The organism is Burkholderia sp. SR8, assembly GCF_052851275.1.
Genome location: NZ_JAULUC010000024.1, coordinates 54,852 through 72,203, shown reverse-complemented (window position 1 = coordinate 72,203; position 17,352 = coordinate 54,852). Strand labels below are relative to the sequence as shown.

The window sequence follows — 17,352 nt, the reverse complement described above, 5'->3', positions numbered from 1 at the left end:
TGGGGCGCCGCATGATTGCGGCCGCCTTGCCCTTTTTTGTTGTCAGTTGGAGTTTGAATGAGCGTTACCACGTCGGGGTTGCAGTCGAAGTCGGGCCAGAGTGTGTCCAAGCGCGCGGTCGAGCTGGTGAGCTCCATGCGTTTCGCGATCGCGCTGCTGGTGGTGCTGTCGATCGCGAGCATCGTCGGGACGGTCCTGACGCAGGACGACCCGTATCCGAACTACGTGAACCAGTTCGGCCCGTTCTGGGCGGACATCTTCCGGTCGCTGGGCTTGTACAACGTGTACAGCGCGTGGTGGTTCATGCTGATCCTGATCTTCCTCGTCGTGTCGATCTCGCTGTGCGTGATCCGCAATGCGCCGAAGATGCTCGCCGACGCGAAGAGCTGGAAGGACAAGGTCCGCGAAGGCAGCCTGCGCGCGTTCCACCACAAGGCCGAATACACGGCGCCGGGCACGCGCGCGACCGTCGCGGCCACGCTTGCGACGTTCGTCGGCAAGGCCGGCTACAAGCACGTCGTGCGTGAAACCGACGGCGCCACGCTGATCTCCGCGAAGTGCGGCGCACTGACGAAATGGGGCTACATCTCCGCTCACCTTGCGATCGTCGTGATCTGCATCGGCGGCCTGCTCGACAGCAATCTGCCGATCAAATTCCAGATGTGGATGTTCGGCAAGAGCCCGGTCAACACGAGCGCGACGATCAGCGAGATCTCGCCCGACCACCGGCTGTCCGCGTCGAACCCGACGTTCCGCGGCTATGCGTGGGTGCCGGAAGGCCAGTTCGTATCGACCGCGATCCTGAACCAGCCGAGCGGTTCGCTGATCCAGGACCTGCCGTTCTCGATCCAGCTGAACAAGTTCATCGTCGACTACTACACGACCGGGATGCCGAAGCTGTTCGCGAGCGACATCGTCGTGATCGATCGCGAGACGGGGCAGAAGATTCCGGCGCGCGTCGAGGTCAACAAGCCGTTTACGTACAAGGGCGTGTCGATCTACCAGTCGAGCTTCCAGGACGGCGGCTCGCAGATGCAGATGACGGCCTACCCGATGACCGGCGACAACGCGAAGACCTTCGCGGTGAAGGGCACGATCGGCAGCACCGCGCCGTTGCAGATGCCGGGCGCCGACGGCGACACGATCGAATTCTCGGACTTCCGCGCGATCAACGTCGAGAACATGGCCGACGCGAACGGCAAGCCCGACGTGCGCGGCGTCGCGAAGACGGAGTCGCTGAAGGAAGCGTTCGACGAGCGGCTGGGTTCCGGCGCGAAGACGTCGAAGCCGATGCAGCTCCACAACATCGGCCCGTCCGTGCAGTACAAGATTCGCGGCAAGGACGGCCAGGCGCGCGAATTCAACAACTACATGCTGCCCGTCGACATGGGCGGCACGCGCGTGTTCCTCGCCGGCGTGCGCGCGAGCCCGAACGATCCGTTTCGCTACATGCGGATTCCGGCCGACAGCCAGGATTCGATCGGCGAATGGATGCGTCTGCGCGCGGCGCTCGAGGATCCGGCCGTGCGCGCCGATGCGGCGGCGCGCTTCGCGCAGCGTTCGCTGCCGACGACCGAAGCCGCGCTGCGCAGCCGATTGCAGGACAGCGCGTTCAAGGTGCTGACCCTGTTTGCGGCGAGCGACGACAGCGTCGGTCGCGGCGCCGACGGCCAGCCGGTCGGCGGCTTTCAGGCGGTTGCGACGTTCATCGATCGTTCGGTGCCGAAGGCCGAGCAGGAGAAGGCGGCCAGCCTGCTGCTGCGGATGCTCGAAGGCTCGATGTGGGAGGTCTGGCAGATCGCGCGCGAGCGCGCCGGCGAGCCGGCCGCCGAGCAGGGCACCGACACGATCCGCTTCGTGCAGAACGCGATCAATGCGCTATCCGACAGCTTCCTGTATGGATCGCCGGTCTATTTGCAGCTTGACTCCTTCAAGCAGGTGCAAGCTTCGGTATTTCAGTTGACGCGCGCACCTGGCAAGAATCTGGTGTATCTTGGCAGCCTGCTGTTGGTCGCCGGCATCTTCTCGATGTTCTACGTGCGCGAGCGCCGCCTGTGGTTCTGGCTCAAGGATGCCGGCTCGAACGTCGAGGTGGTGATGGCGATGTCCACGGCCCGCAAGACCTTCGATTTCGAGAAAGAATTCGTGCAGACGCGCGACGCGGCCGGCGCCGCCTTGCGCGCCGCACCGCGCGACGCCGCGCCCGCCGGCGCGGCCGCGACTGCCCGCCCGCCTGCAGGCGGCGGCTCCGATTCCGAGAACGCCACCCGGTAACATCATGGATCTCACGCAAGTTTCCTCTTCCCGTCCGGGGCCGGCCAAGGCCCCGAATCCGGCGCCGTTGTTCGACGACCGTCCGTTCCTCGCCCGCCTGTCCGTCATCGACTGGCTGTTCGCGCTGGCACTCGTGGTCGGCGCGGGCTATGCGTTCGTGCACTACAACGAGCACATGAATTACTACGACAAGGCGGTGATGATCGGCACGGTGCCGGCGCTTGTCGTGCTCGGCTGGCGCTGGAAGCCCGCGCGGCTGATGATGGCGGCGATCGCGGTGCTGTCGCTGCTGTCGATCCAGATCTACCAGGGCGATCTGGCGCGCGCCGATTCGGCGTTCTTCCTCAAGTACTTCCTGTCGAGCCAGTCGGCGATCCTGTGGATGAGCGCGCTGTTCGTGCTCGCGACGATCTTCTACTGGATCGGCTTGCTCGCGCGCTCGGAGTCGGGTTCCGCGATCGGCCAGAAGCTCACGTGGGTCGCCGTGCTGATGGGCTTCACCGGGCTGATGGTGCGCTGGTACGAGTCCTACCTGATCGGCGCCGACGTCGGGCATATCCCGGTGTCGAACCTGTATGAAGTGTTCGTGCTGTTCAGCCTGATCACCGCGCTGCTCTATCTGTATTACGAAGGCCACTACGGCACGCGTGCGCTCGGCGCGTTCGTGCTGCTCGTCATCAGCGCGGCCGTCGGCTTCCTGATGTGGTACTCGGTCGCGCGCGACGCGCAGCAGATCCAGCCGCTCGTGCCGGCGCTGCAGAGCTGGTGGATGAAGATCCACGTGCCCGCGAACTTCATCGGCTACGGCAGCTTCGCGCTGTCGGCGATGGTGTCGGTCGCGTACCTGATGAAGGAGCGCGGCGTGCTCGCCGATCGCCTGCCGGCACTCGAGGTGCTCGACGACGTGATGTACAAGTCGATCGCGGTCGGTTTCGCATTCTTCACGATCGCGACGATCCTCGGCGCGCTGTGGGCCGCGGAAGCATGGGGCGGCTACTGGAGCTGGGACCCGAAGGAAACCTGGGCGCTGATCGTGTGGCTCAACTACGCGGCATGGCTGCACATGCGCCTGATGAAGGGGCTGCGCGGCGCGGTCGCTGCATGGTGGGCGCTGACGGGCCTGCTCGTGACGACGTTCGCGTTCCTCGGCGTCAACATGTTCCTGTCCGGGCTGCACAGCTACGGCAAGCTGTAAGAATTCCGACGCGGGTCCGACAAAAGACCGCCGGCGCACTGCGTGCCCGGCGGTTTTCTTTTGTAACGGGCGGGCGAGCCGGGCGTCGAACGGCGCAGGACGGGCCGGGTCGAACGCTCATGAAGCGTGCGCGCCGCGCATGCAGGAGGAACTGCACGATGTGGATCAAACATCCTTTGCGCACCGCGCTGACCGGCGGTGATATCGCGCAGAGCGAGATTACGCCGCGCGCGGTGTTCGAGAACCGGCGGCGCGTATTGCAGGCCGCAGGTCTGGCGGCGGCGGGCGGCTTGCTCGGCGGCAGCGGCGCGGCGTTTGCCGCGTATGCGTCGCCGGACGCGCGGGCCGCGAAGCTCGCGGCCAAAACCAACCCGAAGTTCGTCGCGGCCGACACGGTGACGCCGTTCAAGGACATCACGTCCTACAACAACTTCTACGAATTCGGCACCGACAAGGGCGACCCGGCGCAGAACGCCGGCACGCTGCGCGCGCGACCGTGGCGCGTGAGCGTCGAGGGCGAGGTGCTGCACCCGAAGGTGTTCGATCTCGACGAACTGCTGAAGCTCGCGCCGCTCGAGGAGCGCGTGTACCGGCTGCGCTGTGTCGAGGGCTGGTCGATGGTGATTCCGTGGATCGGCGTGCCGTTCTCCGAACTGATCAAGCGCGTGCAGCCGACCGGCAATGCGAAATACGTGCAGTTCATCACGCTCGCCGATCCGTCGCAGATGCCGGGGTTGTCGACGCCGGTGCTCGACTGGCCGTATTCGGAAGGACTGCGGATGGACGAGGCGATGAATCCGCTGACGCTGCTGACGATGGGGGTGTACGGCCAGGTGCTGCCGAACCAGAACGGCGCGCCGGTGCGGATCGTCGTGCCGTGGAAGTACGGTTTCAAGAGCGCGAAGTCGCTCGTGAAGATCCGCTTCGTCGACAAGCAGCCGAAGACGAGCTGGAACACGTACGCATCGAACGAATACGGCTTCTATTCCAATGTGAACCCGAACGTCGATCATCCGCGCTGGAGCCAGGCGACCGAGCGCCGGATCGGCGAGGACGGCTTTTTCACGCCGAAGCGCAAGACGCTGATGTTCAACGGCTACGGCGACCTCGTCGCGTCGATGTATCAGGGCATGGACCTGAAGAAGAACTTCTGAGGGCGGCGGTGAGAAACGACATGCCTCCTTCGACGCTGACCGCGGAGCGTGCACGCGGCACGCGCACGGCCGCCGCCAGCGCGTCTTCCCGAACCGGCGGCGCGCTGCGGCCTGCCGCGCCGCGCTGGCTCGCGCCCGCCAAGGTGCTCGTGTTCGCGGCCGGCCTTTATCCGCTCGCGCGCCTCGTCCTGTTCGCGCTGACCGACCGGCTCGGCGCGAACCCGATCGAATTCATCACCCGTTCGACGGGCCTCTGGACGCTGGTGATGCTGTGCGCGACGCTCGCCGTCACGCCGCTTCGGCGCGTGACGGGCATCGCGGCGGTGCTGCGCTTTCGGCGGATGATCGGCCTGTTCGCGTTCTTTTACGCGACGCTGCACTTCACGACGTATTTATGGTTCGACAAGTGGTTCGACGTGCTCGCGATCCTGAAGGACGTCGGCAAGCGTCCGTTCATCACGGTCGGTTTCGCCGCATTCGTGCTGCTGATTCCGCTGGCGGCGACGTCGCCGCGCGCGATGGTGCGCCGGCTCGGCCGTCACTGGGCGACGCTGCATCGCGCGATCTATGCGATCGCGCTGTTCGGCGTGCTGCATTTCTGGTGGATGCGGGCCGGCAAGCACGATCTCGCGCAGCCGAAGCTCTACGCCACGATCGTCGCGGTGCTGCTTGGCTGGCGGCTGCTGGGATGGGGCTGGCGGCGTGTCCGCGCGTGACGGCGCGTGCTCGAAAAACGAAAGGCGATGACGGGAAGTCATCGCCTTTTGCATGATCTGCACGATGGACGCCGCGTGGGCGGCGGCGCGCGATTACTGCGCGACAGCGGGGCCGGATGCCGGCGTTGCGGCCTTCGACGTCTCGCTCGACAGTTCGGGCGACAGCGTGAGCGGCGTGCCGGAGGAATCGGGAATGCTGTCGGACGACGCGTTTTCGTCGGTCGGCATCACGTCGGACGGCGGCGTGTCCTGCTGCTGGATGGGCTTCGCCGGCAACGGGGGCACGGTAGGCAGATAGAGCGGACCGCGTTGACCGCACCCGGCAAGAATCGCCAAAGCCGCTACAATCGCGCTCATCCGGAAAACGACTCGCATGATCGTCCCTGAACAATTTAACCGATAGAGTTTAGCATGTCCGATACCGAATACCTGGCCCGTGCCGAGGCCGTGCTGGCAGCCGTCGAGCGTACCGTGGATGCCGCGAACGACGGCGATCACGACATCGATCTGGAGCGCAACGGCAGCGTGCTGACGCTCACGTTCGAGAACGGCTCGAAGATCATCATCAACCTGCAGCCGCCGATGAAAGAGCTGTGGATCGCCGCGAAGGCAGGCGGATTCCACTATCGTTTCATAGACGGCGAGTGGCGCGATACGCGTACCGGCACCGAGTTCTTCGCGGCGCTCACCGATTACGCGACGCAGCAGGCCGGCCTGCCGATCACGTTCGCTGCGTAACCACGCGCAGGCTCGGCTCGCCGGCGCGGATACGGCGGCTACGTCTGATATGCCGGCCATGTCGAATCAATACGCAAAGAAAAAGCGCCCCACGGGGCGCTTTTTTCATTCCCGGGCCGCTCGTGTCAGTGGCCGCGGAACAGGTTCATGATGTCCTGCTTCTCCTGCTCGTCGACGTGCGGCACCGCTTCGTCGACGTTCTGCGCGGCCGGCGCCTGCGGCACGCCGACCGTCGACACGAAACCGTGCCCCGGCGTGAACTCGGTGAAGTAAAGCTCGCCGCCGAGCGACTGGACGTCGTCCGGCATCGTCGGCTTGAATTCCGGCACGCCCTTCAGCGCCGCACCCATGTAGTCGATCCAGACCGGCAGCGACAGGCCGCCGCCGGTTTCGCGATCGCCGAGGCTGCGCGGGTTGTCGTAGCCGATCCACGCGATCGCCGCGAGCGTGTGCTGGTAGCCGGCGAACCATGCATCGTGCGAGTCGTTCGTCGTACCGGTCTTGCCCGCGAGGTCGGTGCGCTTCAGCACGTTGGTGCGCGCGCCCGTGCCGCGCTGCGCGACGCTCTGCAGCAGGCTGTTCATCACGTACGCGTTGCGCGGATCGATGGCGCGCGGCGCGTTCTGCTCGGCGACGAGCGGCTGCGCGCGCGCGACGATCGCGCCGTTCGGGTCAGTCACTTCGGCGATCAGGTACGGATTCACGCGGAACCCGCCGTTCGCGAACACGGAATACGCGCCGGCCATCTGCAGCGGCGTGACCTGGCCCGCGCCGAGCGCCATCGGCAGGTAGGCCGGATGACGGTCGGCGTCGAAGCCGAAGCGTGTGATGTACTGCTGCGCGTACTTCGTGCCGATATGGTTCAGGATCCGGATCGACACGAGGTTGCGCGAGCGCTGCAGCGCGGTGCGCATCGACATCGGACCTTCGAAGCCGCCGCCGTAGTTCTTCGGTTCCCACGGCTGCCCGCCGGTTTCCGCGGCGCTGAAATACAGCGGGCCGTCGTTGATCACCGTGGCCGGCCCGAGGCCCTTGTCGAGCGACGCCGAGTAGATGAACGGCTTGAACGACGAACCCGGCTGCCGCCATGCCTGCGTGACGTGGTTGAACTTGTTCTTGTTGTAGTCGAAGCCGCCGACGAGCGAACGGATCGCGCCGTCCTGCGGGACGATCGAGATGAACGCACCTTCGACCTGCGGCAACTGCGTGATCGACCACTTGCCCGCGTCGTTCTTCACGACACGGACGATCGCGCCGGGGCGGATGCGGCGGTTCGGCTGCGCGTTGGCCGACAGCGCGCTCGACGCGAAGCGCAGGTTGTCGCCCTCGATCGTCGCGCTGCTGCCGTCGATGAACGCGACCGTGATCTGGCGCGGCGCGGCCGCGGTGACGACTGCCGCGATCAGCTCGCCGTTGTCGGGGTGTTCGAGCAGTGCGTCGTCGATCGCCTGCTCGCGATCATCGGCACCGGCCGGCAGCTCGATGAACCCTTCCGGCCCGCGATAGCCGTGGCGGCGCTCGTAATCCATGATGCCCTTGCGCAGCGCGGTGTACGCAACCTGCTGGTCCGCGGAGTCGATCGTCGTGACGACGTTGAAGCCGCGCGTGTAGGTTTCCTCGCGGTACTGCGCGTACATCATTTGTCGGACCATTTCCGCGACGTACTCGGCGTGCACGCTGAATTCGCGCCCGGCGCCCTTGACGACGAGCGGCTGCGCGGCGGCTTGGTCGTATTGCTCGCGCGTGATGAAGTTCAGCTCGAGCATCCGCTGCAGGATGTACTCCTGGCGCACCTTCGCGCGCTTCGGATTGACGACCGGGTTGTACGCGGACGGCGCCTTCGGCAGCCCCGCGAGCATCGCCGCTTCGGCGAGCGTGATGTCCTTCAGGTCCTTGCCGAAGTAGACCCGCGCGGCGCTCGCGAAGCCGTACGCGCGCTGGCCGAGATAGATCTGATTCATGTAGACCTCGAGAATCTGATCCTTCGTCAGCGCGCGCTCGATCCGGTACGCGAGCAGCATCTCGTAGATCTTGCGCGTGTAGGTCTTTTCGCTCGACAGGAAGAAGTTGCGCGCGACCTGCATCGTGATCGTGCTCGCGCCCTGCGACGCATGGCCGTTCGTCAGCGCGACGAAGCCGGCACGGGCGATGCCGGTGAGGTCGACGCCGCCGTGGTCGTAGAAGCGCGCATCCTCGATCGCGAGGATCGCCTTCTTCAGCGAGTCCGGCACGTCCTTGAAATGAACGATGTCGCGGCGCTCCTCGCCGAATTCGCCGATCAGCACGTGATCGGACGTATAGATGCGCAGCGGTACCTTCGGACGATAGTCGGTCAGCGCGTCGAGCGACGGCATGTTCGGCCATGCGACGACGAGCGCGTAGCCGAGCACGAGCCCGCCGGCCACGACGAGGGCGACGCACATCGCGGCGAGGCCGACCAGGACCTTCAGCCACCAGGGCCGCTTCTGCGGCTCGGGCGCGGGAGGCGGGGACGTAGGAGACGTGGATTGCATAGGCATACCGGAAAACAGTCCCGCGATTATAGCTGCCCGGTAAGACCGGTCCTGACGCGGGGGGACGCCCGCCGGAATGCAGCGGATCGCGGTGTCGCCGGCATAGTGTCCGCGCGGGCGGCCTGCGCGACAACCGGCCGTTCGGCCGACTGTCGCGCACACGCGCCGCTTTGCACAATCAGGCCTCGGAAACGCGGCGTGGGCCGCGACGATCGCGGGAGGGTGGGATGGCTGGACGATGGGCGGCGCGGTTCGCGCCGGGCAGGCGCCGTTCGACGGGGATCGACGTCGCGGCGCACGAGGTGAGGGTGGCCGTGCTGAGCCGCCGCGGCCGGGACGCGGACGTGCGTGTCGAAGGGCTCGAGCGGGAGCCGGTGGGGCTGGCCGATGGGCCGGACGATGCGCGCTGGGCCGCGGTTGCGCGTGCGCTGGCGGCGGCGGTATCGCGACTGTCGGCGGCGGGCGTGCGCTGCGACGCGCGCGGCGTGATGGCGCTGCGCGACGACGAGATGCGGACCGCGACGCTCGATCTGGCGGGGCGCGAGGACGTCGCGGACGCCGCCCGGCAGGCGGCCGAGCGGATCTCGGGGCTGGCGCCCGACAGTCTCGCGTACGACTGGCGCCAGGACGACGCTGCGTGCGCGGACGAAATTGCGGTCGCCGTGGCGCCGCAGGCATTGATCGAGCGGCGGATCGACGTGGCCGCGCAGGCCGGCATCGACCTGACGGCCGTCGACGGCGAGTCGGCCGCCGCGCTGCGCGCACTGCGCTACGCCGCGCGGTTCGAGCACGACGCGCATGGCCCGTACGCCGCATTCTGGTTCCGCGATGCGGGCGTGCACGGCTGGCGGGTCGACGGGCCGGTCGCCGCACCGGTGCTCGCTGTGTCGGGCGACGTACAGGCGGCGTTTCCGGATGCATTGCGGCAGTGCGTGTTCGGGACGGTGCGCTGTGCGCTCGTGGCTGGCGACGAGCGCTGCATCGCGCGCTTCGGCACGTCGGTCGCCGACATCGGCGACGCGCTCGGCGCGGCCGCGGTGCCGTTCGACTGCACCGGGTGGGACGGGTTGCCGCGTGGCTCTGCAGGTGCCGCTGGCGGGCCGGCGTTTGCGCTCGCGATCGGGCTGGCGCTTCGCGGAGTATGGGAATGACGGCCGATATGGGATTCAGGCCGACCGCCACCGTCCAGCCCGCACTCGGCGGTTTCAATCTGCTGCCTTACCGGGAGCGGCTCGCGCACGCGCTGCGACGTCGCCGCGCCGCGCAGTGCGGGGCGGCGATCGTATTGGGCGTGCTCGGCGTCGGCCTTTGGACGGGCGCGGAAACCGTATGGCGATGGCGTGTCGATGCGGACCGGACGCGAGTGGACGCGCAACTGCGGCAATGGCAGCCGCAGCTCGATGCGGCACGGCGCGCCGCCGGCGCGTCAGCCGACGTCGCGCAACGCGATGCGCAGGCAGCGGTGCTGGCCGTGCCTTACCGGCGCATCGCCGGGCTGCTGGGCACGCTGGCGCAAGCGCGCGACGACACCGTTCGGCTCGACGCATTGCGTGCGACATCGTCCGGCGCCGTGCTCGACGCGCGCGCCGCGAGTTATCGGGCGGCTACGCGCTGGCTTGCCCGGATCGCGTCCGAGCAGCGCGGGTGGCGCTTCGATATCGGCGAGCTCGCACCGGCTTCGGCCACGCCGGCCGGCGGTTCGATCGTGCCGTTCAGGTTCTCCGTGCAGGTGCGCTGGGATGAAGGGCCGTCTCGGAAGAAGACAACAGGAGGCGGAGCATGACGACGATCGTTCATCGGTCGATAGCTGGCGGTGCCGGGTGGCCGGGCAGCGTGAAGCGCGTGTCGCCGGCTACCGTGCACGCCGTGGGCTGCGCACTGGCGTTCACGGCGGTGATTGCGGGCGGCATTCATCTGACGGATGCCGCCGACTGGAGCGGACTGGCGCGCAGTCGCGCGCTGTTGGCAACCTCGCAGGCGCGCGCCGCCGCGGCGCAGCGGATGCTCGCGGACGCCGCGCAGCCGCGCGATACCGGCCCGGGCGCCGTGCGCGCCGCCGATTCGCCACCCGCGCCGACGTGGCCGGCGGTGGTACTGGAGCTGGCCGACCTGGCTGGTGCGAGCGGGTTGCGTATTGCATCAATCGAACCGCGGCGCACGGACGACGCGGCGGCCGATGGCCGGCGCACGATGCGAATCGTCGCGGACGGCGATTTTCCGGCCGTGCTGCGGCTGATGGACGGGTTCGCGAGACTGCGCGTGCTCGCGGTGCCGGCGGCACTGCATATCGAGCGGAAAGCTCAGGAGGCCCGGATGGACATGACGCTCGACGTGTTTGCGGCGCTGCCGGCGCTTTCGGCTCCGCGCGGCGCCGTACCGGAGGTCGCCGGTCCGCCGGACGGCGATCCGTTCGGCGGCGCGGGTTTGCCCGCGGCGTCCGACGGTCCGGCGCCGCGTCTGGCCGGCACGATCCGCGACGCGCGTGCCGGGCTCGCGTTGTTCGATTCCGGCGACGGAACGTTCGCGGCGGTCGTGCCCGGCGAAGCGCTCGGTGCGGCACGCGTGACGCGTGTCGATGCCGGTGTCGTGACGCTCGCGACGGCCGATGGCTCGCGCCGGTTCGTCGTGGACGATGGAGGGCGCCCATGATCCGGTACGGATGGTGGGCGATCACGTTCTGGGCCGGCTTGCGCGTGGCAGCATCCCAGGCCGCACTGCCGCCGCTGCCCCCTTTGCCGCCGGCCGGGTGGGCGAGCGCGTCGATGCCGGTACGCACGGCGGACGTTCCATTGCCGCAAGGCGCGCTCGACGGTGCGCCCGATGCCGCACCGCAGCCGGCTCAGGCGCACGCCGATCCGTCGCCGTTCGGCGACGCGCCGCGCGCCGCGCTGCAGGCCGGCACGGCGGCAGCGGCACCCGCAGCGACACCGGCGCCGTTGCTGGAAGGCCCGCCAGTTCCGTTACCGTCGCCGACCCGCATGAGCGACGCCGCGGCGCGGCACTCCGGCGATCCCGACGACGCGCGGCGGATTTCGCTGAACCTGCAGGCTGCCGGCCTCGCGGCCGCGTTCGACGCGCTGGCGCGCTTCACCGGGCTCAACATCATCGTGGGCGAGCAGGTGCGCGGCACCGTGACGTTGCGTCTGAACAATGTCCGCTGGCGCGACGCGTTCGACACGCTGCTCGACACGCACGGGCTCGCGATGTCCCGGCGCGGCAACGTGATCTGGGTCACGCCGGCGGCCGAACTCGCCGCCCGGGAGCGCGAGCGCTTCGAAACCCACGCGCGAGCGGCCGAGCTCGAGCCGCTCGCGAGCCGCACGTTCGCGCTACATTACCCGCGCGCGCAGGAGGTGCAGCGGCTGCTGGCCGGGGCGACCGGCCAGCGCTTGCTGTCGAAACGCGGCGCCGCGGCGGCCGACGCGCGCATGAATCTGTTGTTCGTCACCGATCTGGCGCCGCGCATCGCACAGATCGCGGACCTGATCGACGCGATCGACCGGCCGTCGCGACAGGTGCGGATCGAGGCGCGCATCGTCGAAGGCGAACAGGGCTTCTCGCGCAACCTCGGCGCCCGCGTCGCGCTGCGCGCGCAGGGACGGTCGCCGTCGGCCGACGGCACGGCGTCGGCGGCGGACACGCGCAATGCGCTCGACTTCGCTGCGCGCCCGCTCGGCGGGTTCGACGCGGCAACGGCCGGCTTCACGCTGTTCGCCGCGCCGCTCAGCCGCGTGCTCGACGTCGAGCTGAGCGCGCTGGAGGCGCAAGGCCGGGGCCAGATCGTCTCCAGCCCGCGCGTGGTAACGGCCGACCGTGTGAAGGCGATTGTCGAACAGGGCTCGGAGCTGCCGTACCAGGCCAAGGTCGGCAATGGCGTCAGCGGTGTGCAGTTCCGCCGGGCGACGCTGAAGCTCGAGGTCGAGCCGCAGATCACGCCCGACGGGCGTGTCGTGCTCGACCTGGACGTGACGAAGGACAGCATCGGCGAGCCGACCGCGGCCGGCCCGGCGATCCATACCAAGCACGTGCAGACGCGGGTGGAGGTCGAGGACGGCGGGACGGTCGCGATCGGCGGGATTTACGAGCAGTTGAACCGGGATGATGTGACGCGCGTGCCGCTCTTGGGCAAAATACCTGTACTCGGCGCGCTTTTCCGGCACCGCGCGCGGCGCGACCAGCGCAGCGAACTGGTCGTCTTCATTACGCCGACGGTCGTCGGCGCGCGTTGCGACACGGCCGGCGCAGGCGGCGCGGATGCCGAGAAAACGGGGCCTGAAGCCGGTGGCGCAGGCTCGACAAGGCAGCCGCTTTGCCAGTAAGCTGCGCCACACACCAGCAAGATTCAAGCAGAGGAAGCCGTTGCAAGCGCGGGACCCACATGCAAACGTATTTTTCGTCGGCCTTATGGGAGCGGGTAAGACCACCGTGGGCCGTGCGGTCGCGCGCCGGCTCGACAGGACGTTCTTCGACTCCGACCACGAAATCGAGGCCCGCACGGGTGCGCGCATTCCGGTGATCTTCGAAATGGAGGGCGAGGCCGGGTTTCGCGACCGCGAATCGCACGTGATCGCCGAGCTCACGCAGCGCGAGAGCATCGTGCTCGCGACGGGCGGCGGCGCGGTGCTGCGTGCCGAAAATCGCGACTGCCTGAAATCCAACGGGATCGTCATCTATCTGCGCGCCAATCCGCACGATCTGTGGCTGCGTACCCGCAAGGACAAGAACCGCCCGCTGTTGCAGACGGACGATCCGAAGGCGCGTCTCGAAGCGCTCTACGAAGTGCGCGACCCGCTGTACCGCGAATGCGCGGACTTCATCATCGAGACCGGCCGCCCGTCGGTCAACGGCCTCGTCAACATGGTGCTGATGCAACTCGAACTCGCAGGCGTCATCGCCAAGCCGCTACAAGCATGATTACCGTCAACGTCGATCTGGGCGACCGCGCCTACCCGATTCACATTGGTGCCGGCCTGATCGGCCGCACCGAACTGTTCGCCCCTCACATCGCCGGTTCGTCGGTCACGATCGTCACGAACACGACCGTGGAGCCGCTCTACGGCGACGCGCTGCGCGCGGCGCTCGCGCCGCTCGGCAAGCGCGTGTCGACGGTCGTGCTGCCGGACGGCGAGGCCTACAAGAACTGGGAAACGCTGAACCTGATCTTCGACGGGCTCCTGACCGAGCGCGCCGACCGCAAGACCACGCTCGTCGCACTCGGCGGCGGCGTGATCGGCGACATGACCGGCTTCGCCGCGGCGTGCTACATGCGCGGCGTGCCGTTCATCCAGGTGCCGACGACGCTGCTGTCGCAGGTCGATTCGTCGGTCGGCGGCAAGACGGGCATCAATCACCCGCTCGGCAAGAACATGATCGGCGCGTTCTACCAGCCGCAGGCGGTGATCGCCGATATCGGCGCGCTGACCACGCTGCCGGATCGCGAGCTGGCGGCCGGGGTCGCCGAGGTGATCAAGACCGGCGCGATCGCCGATGCGGAATTCTTCGACTGGATCGAGGCGAACGTCGACGCGCTGAATCGCCGCGAGCCGGACGCGCTCGCGCATGCGGTGAAGCGCTCGTGCGAAATCAAGGCAAGCGTGGTCGCGGCCGACGAGCGTGAAGGCGGCCTGCGCGCGATCCTGAACTTCGGGCATACGTTCGGTCATGCGATCGAAGCCGGGCTCGGCTACGGCGAATGGCTGCACGGCGAAGCGGTCGGCTGCGGGATGGTGATGGCCGGCGACCTGTCGGTGCGGCTCGGCCTGCTCGACGAAGCGTCGCGGCAGCGGCTGGATGCGGTGATTGCCGCCGCGCACCTGCCGGTTCGCGGCCCCGCGCTCGGCGATGCGCGCTACATGGATCTGATGCGCGTCGACAAGAAGGCCGAGGCCGGTGCGATCAAGTTCATCCTGCTGAAGCGATTCGGCGATACGCTGATCACGCAGGCACCCGACGAAGCCGTGTTCGCCACCCTGGCGCAAACGACCCGGTAACGGCGCTCCGGATGCCCCGGCGCCCCTGACATGGAGGAGACGTGAGCGAGACATCCAGCAGCAAACTGCCCGAGGCCGGCCGCGCATCCGTCGTGGCGCCGGCCGAGCCGCCGACGCTGGCGGCGCTGGAAGCCCATCTCGCTCCATATGCCGCGCACGCGTCGCAGTCGCGCGGCCGTCGCCATCCGGAAACGCCGCCGGCCGCGCGCACCGAATTCCAGCGCGATCGCGACCGCATCGTGCACTCCACTGCATTCCGCCGGCTCGAATACAAGACGCAGGTCTTCGTCAATCACGAAGGCGACCTGTTCCGCACCCGCCTCACGCACAGCCTCGAAGTCGCGCAGATCGCGCGGTCGGTCGCACGCAACCTGCGCCTGAACGAGGATCTGGTCGAAGCGATCTCGCTCGCGCACGATCTCGGCCATACGCCGTTCGGCCATGCCGGGCAGGACGCGTTGAACGCGTGCATGCGCGAGCACGGCGGCTTCGAGCACAACCTGCAGAGTCTCGCCGTCGTCGACGAGCTCGAGGAGCACTACGGCGCATTCAATGGCCTGAACCTGTGCTTCGAGACGCGCGAAGGCATCCTCAAGCACTGCTCGCGCGAGAACGCGCGCAAGCTCGGCGCGCTCGGCGAGCGTTTCCTGCAAGGGCGGCAGCCGTCGCTGGAGGCGCAGCTCGCGAACATCGCCGACGAAATCGCGTACAACAACCATGACGTCGACGACGGCCTGCGCTCCGGCCTGATCACGATCGAGCAGCTCGCCGAAGTCGAGCTGTGGCAGCGCCACTACGACGCCGCGCTCGCCGAATTCCCGCATCTCGAAGGCCGCCGCCTCGTGCACGAGACGGTGCGCCGCATCATCAACACGCTGATCGTCGACCTGATCGACGAGACCACGCGCAATCTCGCGCGCGTCGCGCCCGCCTCGCTCGACGACGTGCGCGCCGCGCCGCCGCTCGTCGCGCACAGCGAGGCGGTCGCCGCGCAGGCGGCCGCGCTCAAGCGTTTCCTGTTCAAGAACCTGTATCGCCACTACAAGGTGATGCGCATGGCGAACAAGGCGCAGCGCGTCGTCACGGGGCTGTTCGACGCGTTCATCGACGATCCGCGCCTGCTGCCGCCGCCGTACCAGTCGGACGACGAAGCGCAGCAGCCGCGCCTCGTCGCGCACTACATCGCCGGCATGACGGACCGCTTCGCGCTGAAGGAATATCAGCGGCTGTTCGTCATCAACGACAACTGACTGTCACAAACGATCACTAGACTTCGCCGGTTCAATGGCGACGGGAATGTTGCACACGCTGTTGGTAACGTTTTCACAGGAGAGAGGTCGATGAAGAAGAAGCCCGCGGGGACCACGGTTCGCTCGATCGCGCTTGCCGGCGCGTTGATGTTCGGTGTGCAGCATGCGGCGTTCGCCGTGACGGAAATCCAGTTCTGGCACGCGATGGAGTCGGCGCTCGGCGAGCGCGTGAACGAGATCGCCGCGCAGTTCAACGCGTCGCAGAGCGACTACAAGATCGTGCCGGTCTTCAAGGGCACCTACGACCAGGCGCTCGCGGCGGGCATCGCCGCCTATCGCAGCGGCAACGCGCCGGCGATCCTCCAGGTCTACGAAGTCGGCACCGCGACGATGATGCAGGCGAAGAAGGCCGTCGTGCCGGTCTACGACGTGTTCAAGCAGGCCGGCGTGCCGCTCGACGAAAAGGCGTTCGTGCCCACCATCGCGAGCTACTACAGCGACGCGAAGACGGGTCACCTCGTGTCGATGCCGTTCAACAGCTCGACGCCGGTGCTGTACTACAACAAGGACGCGTTCAAGAAGGCCGGCCTCGATCCGAACCAGCCGCCGAAGACGTGGGCCGACGTGCAGGCCGACGCGGAGAAGCTGCGCAAGTCCGGGATGGCGTGCGGCTTCACGACCGGCTGGCAGGGCTGGATCCAGCTCGAGAACTACAGTGCGTGGCATGCGCTGCCGTTCGCGAGCCGCAACAACGGCTTCGACGGCACCGACGCGGTGCTCGAGTTCAACAAGCCGCAGCAGATCGCCCATATCGCGTTCCTGCAGCAGATGGCGAAGGACGGCACGTTCACGTACGCGGGCCGCAAGGACGAAGCGTCGGCGAAGTTCTACAGCGGCGACTGCGGGATCCTGACGACGTCGTCGGGCGCGCTCGCGAACGTGCAGAAGTTCGCGAAGTTCAGCTACGGCACCGGCATGATGCCGTACGACGCGAACGTGAAGGGCGCGCCGCAGAACGCGATCATCGGCGGCGCGAGCCTGTGGGTGCTGGCCGGCAAGGATCCGGCGACCTACAAGGGCGTCGCGAAATTCCTCGCGTTCCTCGCGTCGCCGCCGATCGCCGCGAAGTGGCACCAGGAAACCGGCTACCTGCCGGTCACGACGGCCGCGTACGACCTCACGCGCCAGCAGGGCTTCTATGCGAAGAACCCGAGCGCGGAGACCGCGATCAAGCAGATGATGAACAAGCCGCCGCTGCCTTACACGAAGGGGCTGCGTCTGGGCAACATGCCGCAGATCCGCACGGTCGTCGACGAGGAGCTCGAGCAGGTCTGGGCGCAGAAGAAGTCGCCGAAGGATGCGCTCGATTCGGCCGCGTCGCGCGGCGACGAGCTGTTGCGCCGCTTCGAGAAGTCGGGCGGCTGAGCCCGCATCGCGTTCGTGCCGCCGGCCGCCGCGTCGCGCATGCGCGCGTGCGGGCCGGCGGCGCGGTTCCCTTTCCGTTTCGCCTCCGGACACCCGC

The 17,352-nt window shown here is 67.8% G+C and carries 15 protein-coding genes; 13 read left to right on the top strand and 2 right to left on the bottom strand.

The genetic code is table 11. The features are described from left to right. Positions 1–57 precede the first annotated feature (57 nt). The 4 genes from Q3A80_RS25380 to msrQ all read left to right on the top strand — a co-directional run bounded on the left by Q3A80_RS25380 (position 58) and on the right by msrQ (position 5,339). Complete coding sequence (locus Q3A80_RS25380; protein WP_446331606.1) at positions 58–2,274, top strand: cytochrome c biogenesis protein ResB; 2,217 nt, start codon at positions 58–60, stop codon at positions 2,272–2,274. A 4-nt stretch (positions 2,275–2,278) separates the two neighbouring features. Continuing rightward, on the top strand, positions 2,279–3,469 hold the full coding sequence (gene ccsB / locus Q3A80_RS25375) for a c-type cytochrome biogenesis protein CcsB (protein WP_446331605.1): 1,191 nt from the start codon (positions 2,279–2,281) through the stop codon (positions 3,467–3,469). A 158-nt stretch (positions 3,470–3,627) separates the two neighbouring features. Further along, entirely contained in the window at positions 3,628–4,623 is a 996-nt protein-coding gene (gene msrP, locus Q3A80_RS25370) for a protein-methionine-sulfoxide reductase catalytic subunit MsrP (RefSeq protein ID WP_446331604.1), read from the top strand. Between the two features lie 20 nt (positions 4,624–4,643). After that, positions 4,644–5,339, top strand: a complete 696-nt coding sequence (msrQ, locus tag Q3A80_RS25365; RefSeq protein WP_446331603.1) for a protein-methionine-sulfoxide reductase heme-binding subunit MsrQ — start codon at positions 4,644–4,646, stop codon at positions 5,337–5,339. A 93-nt stretch (positions 5,340–5,432) separates the two neighbouring features. On the opposite strand, the gene lptM is transcribed toward msrQ, so the two are convergent. Beyond that, entirely contained in the window at positions 5,433–5,714 is a 282-nt protein-coding gene (lptM, locus tag Q3A80_RS25360; RefSeq protein WP_446331602.1) for an LPS translocon maturation chaperone LptM, read from the bottom strand. 36 nt (positions 5,715–5,750) lie between these two features. Between lptM and cyaY the strand changes: the two genes are divergently transcribed. Continuing rightward, positions 5,751–6,077 (top strand): iron donor protein CyaY, encoded by a 327-nt coding sequence (gene cyaY / locus Q3A80_RS25355; protein WP_446331601.1) that lies wholly within the window; start codon positions 5,751–5,753, stop codon positions 6,075–6,077. A gap of 125 nt (positions 6,078–6,202) precedes the next feature. On the opposite strand, the gene Q3A80_RS25350 is transcribed toward cyaY, so the two are convergent. Next, on the bottom strand, positions 6,203–8,590 hold the full coding sequence (locus Q3A80_RS25350; RefSeq protein ID WP_446331600.1) for a penicillin-binding protein 1A: 2,388 nt from the start codon (positions 8,588–8,590) through the stop codon (positions 6,203–6,205). 227 nt (positions 8,591–8,817) lie between these two features. On the opposite strand from Q3A80_RS25350, the gene Q3A80_RS25345 reads away from it, so the two are divergent. The 8 genes from Q3A80_RS25345 (at position 8,818) to ugpB (ending at position 17,255) form a co-directional block, all read left to right on the top strand. Then, positions 8,818–9,741, top strand: coding sequence for a competence protein ComA (locus tag Q3A80_RS25345; RefSeq protein ID WP_446331599.1), 924 nt, complete (start codon positions 8,818–8,820; stop codon positions 9,739–9,741). Continuing rightward, on the top strand, positions 9,738–10,373 hold the full coding sequence (locus Q3A80_RS25340) for a fimbrial protein (RefSeq protein ID WP_446331598.1): 636 nt from the start codon (positions 9,738–9,740) through the stop codon (positions 10,371–10,373). Before Q3A80_RS25345 ends, Q3A80_RS25340 begins: the two co-directional genes overlap by 4 nt. After that, positions 10,370–11,239, top strand: coding sequence for a pilus assembly protein (locus tag Q3A80_RS25335; protein WP_446331597.1), 870 nt, complete (start codon positions 10,370–10,372; stop codon positions 11,237–11,239). Before Q3A80_RS25340 ends, Q3A80_RS25335 begins: the two co-directional genes overlap by 4 nt. Then, on the top strand, positions 11,236–12,909 hold the full coding sequence (locus tag Q3A80_RS25330; protein WP_446331596.1) for a type IV pilus secretin PilQ: 1,674 nt from the start codon (positions 11,236–11,238) through the stop codon (positions 12,907–12,909). Before Q3A80_RS25335 ends, Q3A80_RS25330 begins: the two co-directional genes overlap by 4 nt. Positions 12,910–12,949: 40 nt before the next feature. Then, positions 12,950–13,504, top strand: a complete 555-nt coding sequence (locus Q3A80_RS25325; RefSeq protein ID WP_446331612.1) for a shikimate kinase — start codon at positions 12,950–12,952, stop codon at positions 13,502–13,504. Next, on the top strand, positions 13,501–14,580 hold the full coding sequence (gene aroB / locus Q3A80_RS25320; protein WP_446331595.1) for a 3-dehydroquinate synthase: 1,080 nt from the start codon (positions 13,501–13,503) through the stop codon (positions 14,578–14,580). The genes Q3A80_RS25325 and aroB overlap by 4 nt, the downstream gene beginning before the upstream one ends. A gap of 41 nt (positions 14,581–14,621) precedes the next feature. Next, positions 14,622–15,830, top strand: a complete 1,209-nt coding sequence (locus tag Q3A80_RS25315) for a deoxyguanosinetriphosphate triphosphohydrolase (protein WP_446331594.1) — start codon at positions 14,622–14,624, stop codon at positions 15,828–15,830. A 90-nt stretch (positions 15,831–15,920) separates the two neighbouring features. Continuing rightward, positions 15,921–17,255 (top strand): sn-glycerol-3-phosphate ABC transporter substrate-binding protein UgpB, encoded by a 1,335-nt coding sequence (gene ugpB / locus Q3A80_RS25310; protein WP_446331593.1) that lies wholly within the window; start codon positions 15,921–15,923, stop codon positions 17,253–17,255. Positions 17,256–17,352 lie beyond the last annotated feature (97 nt).

Excerpts from the sequence above, each read along its gene's own strand:
- Q3A80_RS25380 (WP_446331606.1), top strand. The coding sequence starts at position 58 with ATGAGCGTTACCACGTCGGGGTTGCAGTCGAAGTCGGGCCAGAGTGTG.
- ccsB (WP_446331605.1), top strand. The coding sequence starts at position 2,279 with ATGGATCTCACGCAAGTTTCCTCTTCCCGTCCGGGGCCGGCCAAGGCC.
- msrP (WP_446331604.1), top strand. The coding sequence starts at position 3,628 with ATGTGGATCAAACATCCTTTGCGCACCGCGCTGACCGGCGGTGATATC.
- msrQ (WP_446331603.1), top strand. The coding sequence starts at position 4,644 with ATGCCTCCTTCGACGCTGACCGCGGAGCGTGCACGCGGCACGCGCACG.
- lptM (WP_446331602.1), bottom strand. The coding sequence starts at position 5,714 with ATGCGAGTCGTTTTCCGGATGAGCGCGATTGTAGCGGCTTTGGCGATT.
- cyaY (WP_446331601.1), top strand. The coding sequence starts at position 5,751 with ATGTCCGATACCGAATACCTGGCCCGTGCCGAGGCCGTGCTGGCAGCC.
- Q3A80_RS25350 (WP_446331600.1), bottom strand. The coding sequence starts at position 8,590 with ATGCAATCCACGTCTCCTACGTCCCCGCCTCCCGCGCCCGAGCCGCAG.
- Q3A80_RS25345 (WP_446331599.1), top strand. The coding sequence starts at position 8,818 with ATGGCTGGACGATGGGCGGCGCGGTTCGCGCCGGGCAGGCGCCGTTCG.
- Q3A80_RS25340 (WP_446331598.1), top strand. The coding sequence starts at position 9,738 with ATGACGGCCGATATGGGATTCAGGCCGACCGCCACCGTCCAGCCCGCA.
- Q3A80_RS25335 (WP_446331597.1), top strand. The coding sequence starts at position 10,370 with ATGACGACGATCGTTCATCGGTCGATAGCTGGCGGTGCCGGGTGGCCG.
- Q3A80_RS25330 (WP_446331596.1), top strand. The coding sequence starts at position 11,236 with ATGATCCGGTACGGATGGTGGGCGATCACGTTCTGGGCCGGCTTGCGC.
- aroB (WP_446331595.1), top strand. The coding sequence starts at position 13,501 with ATGATTACCGTCAACGTCGATCTGGGCGACCGCGCCTACCCGATTCAC.
- ugpB (WP_446331593.1), top strand. The coding sequence starts at position 15,921 with ATGAAGAAGAAGCCCGCGGGGACCACGGTTCGCTCGATCGCGCTTGCC.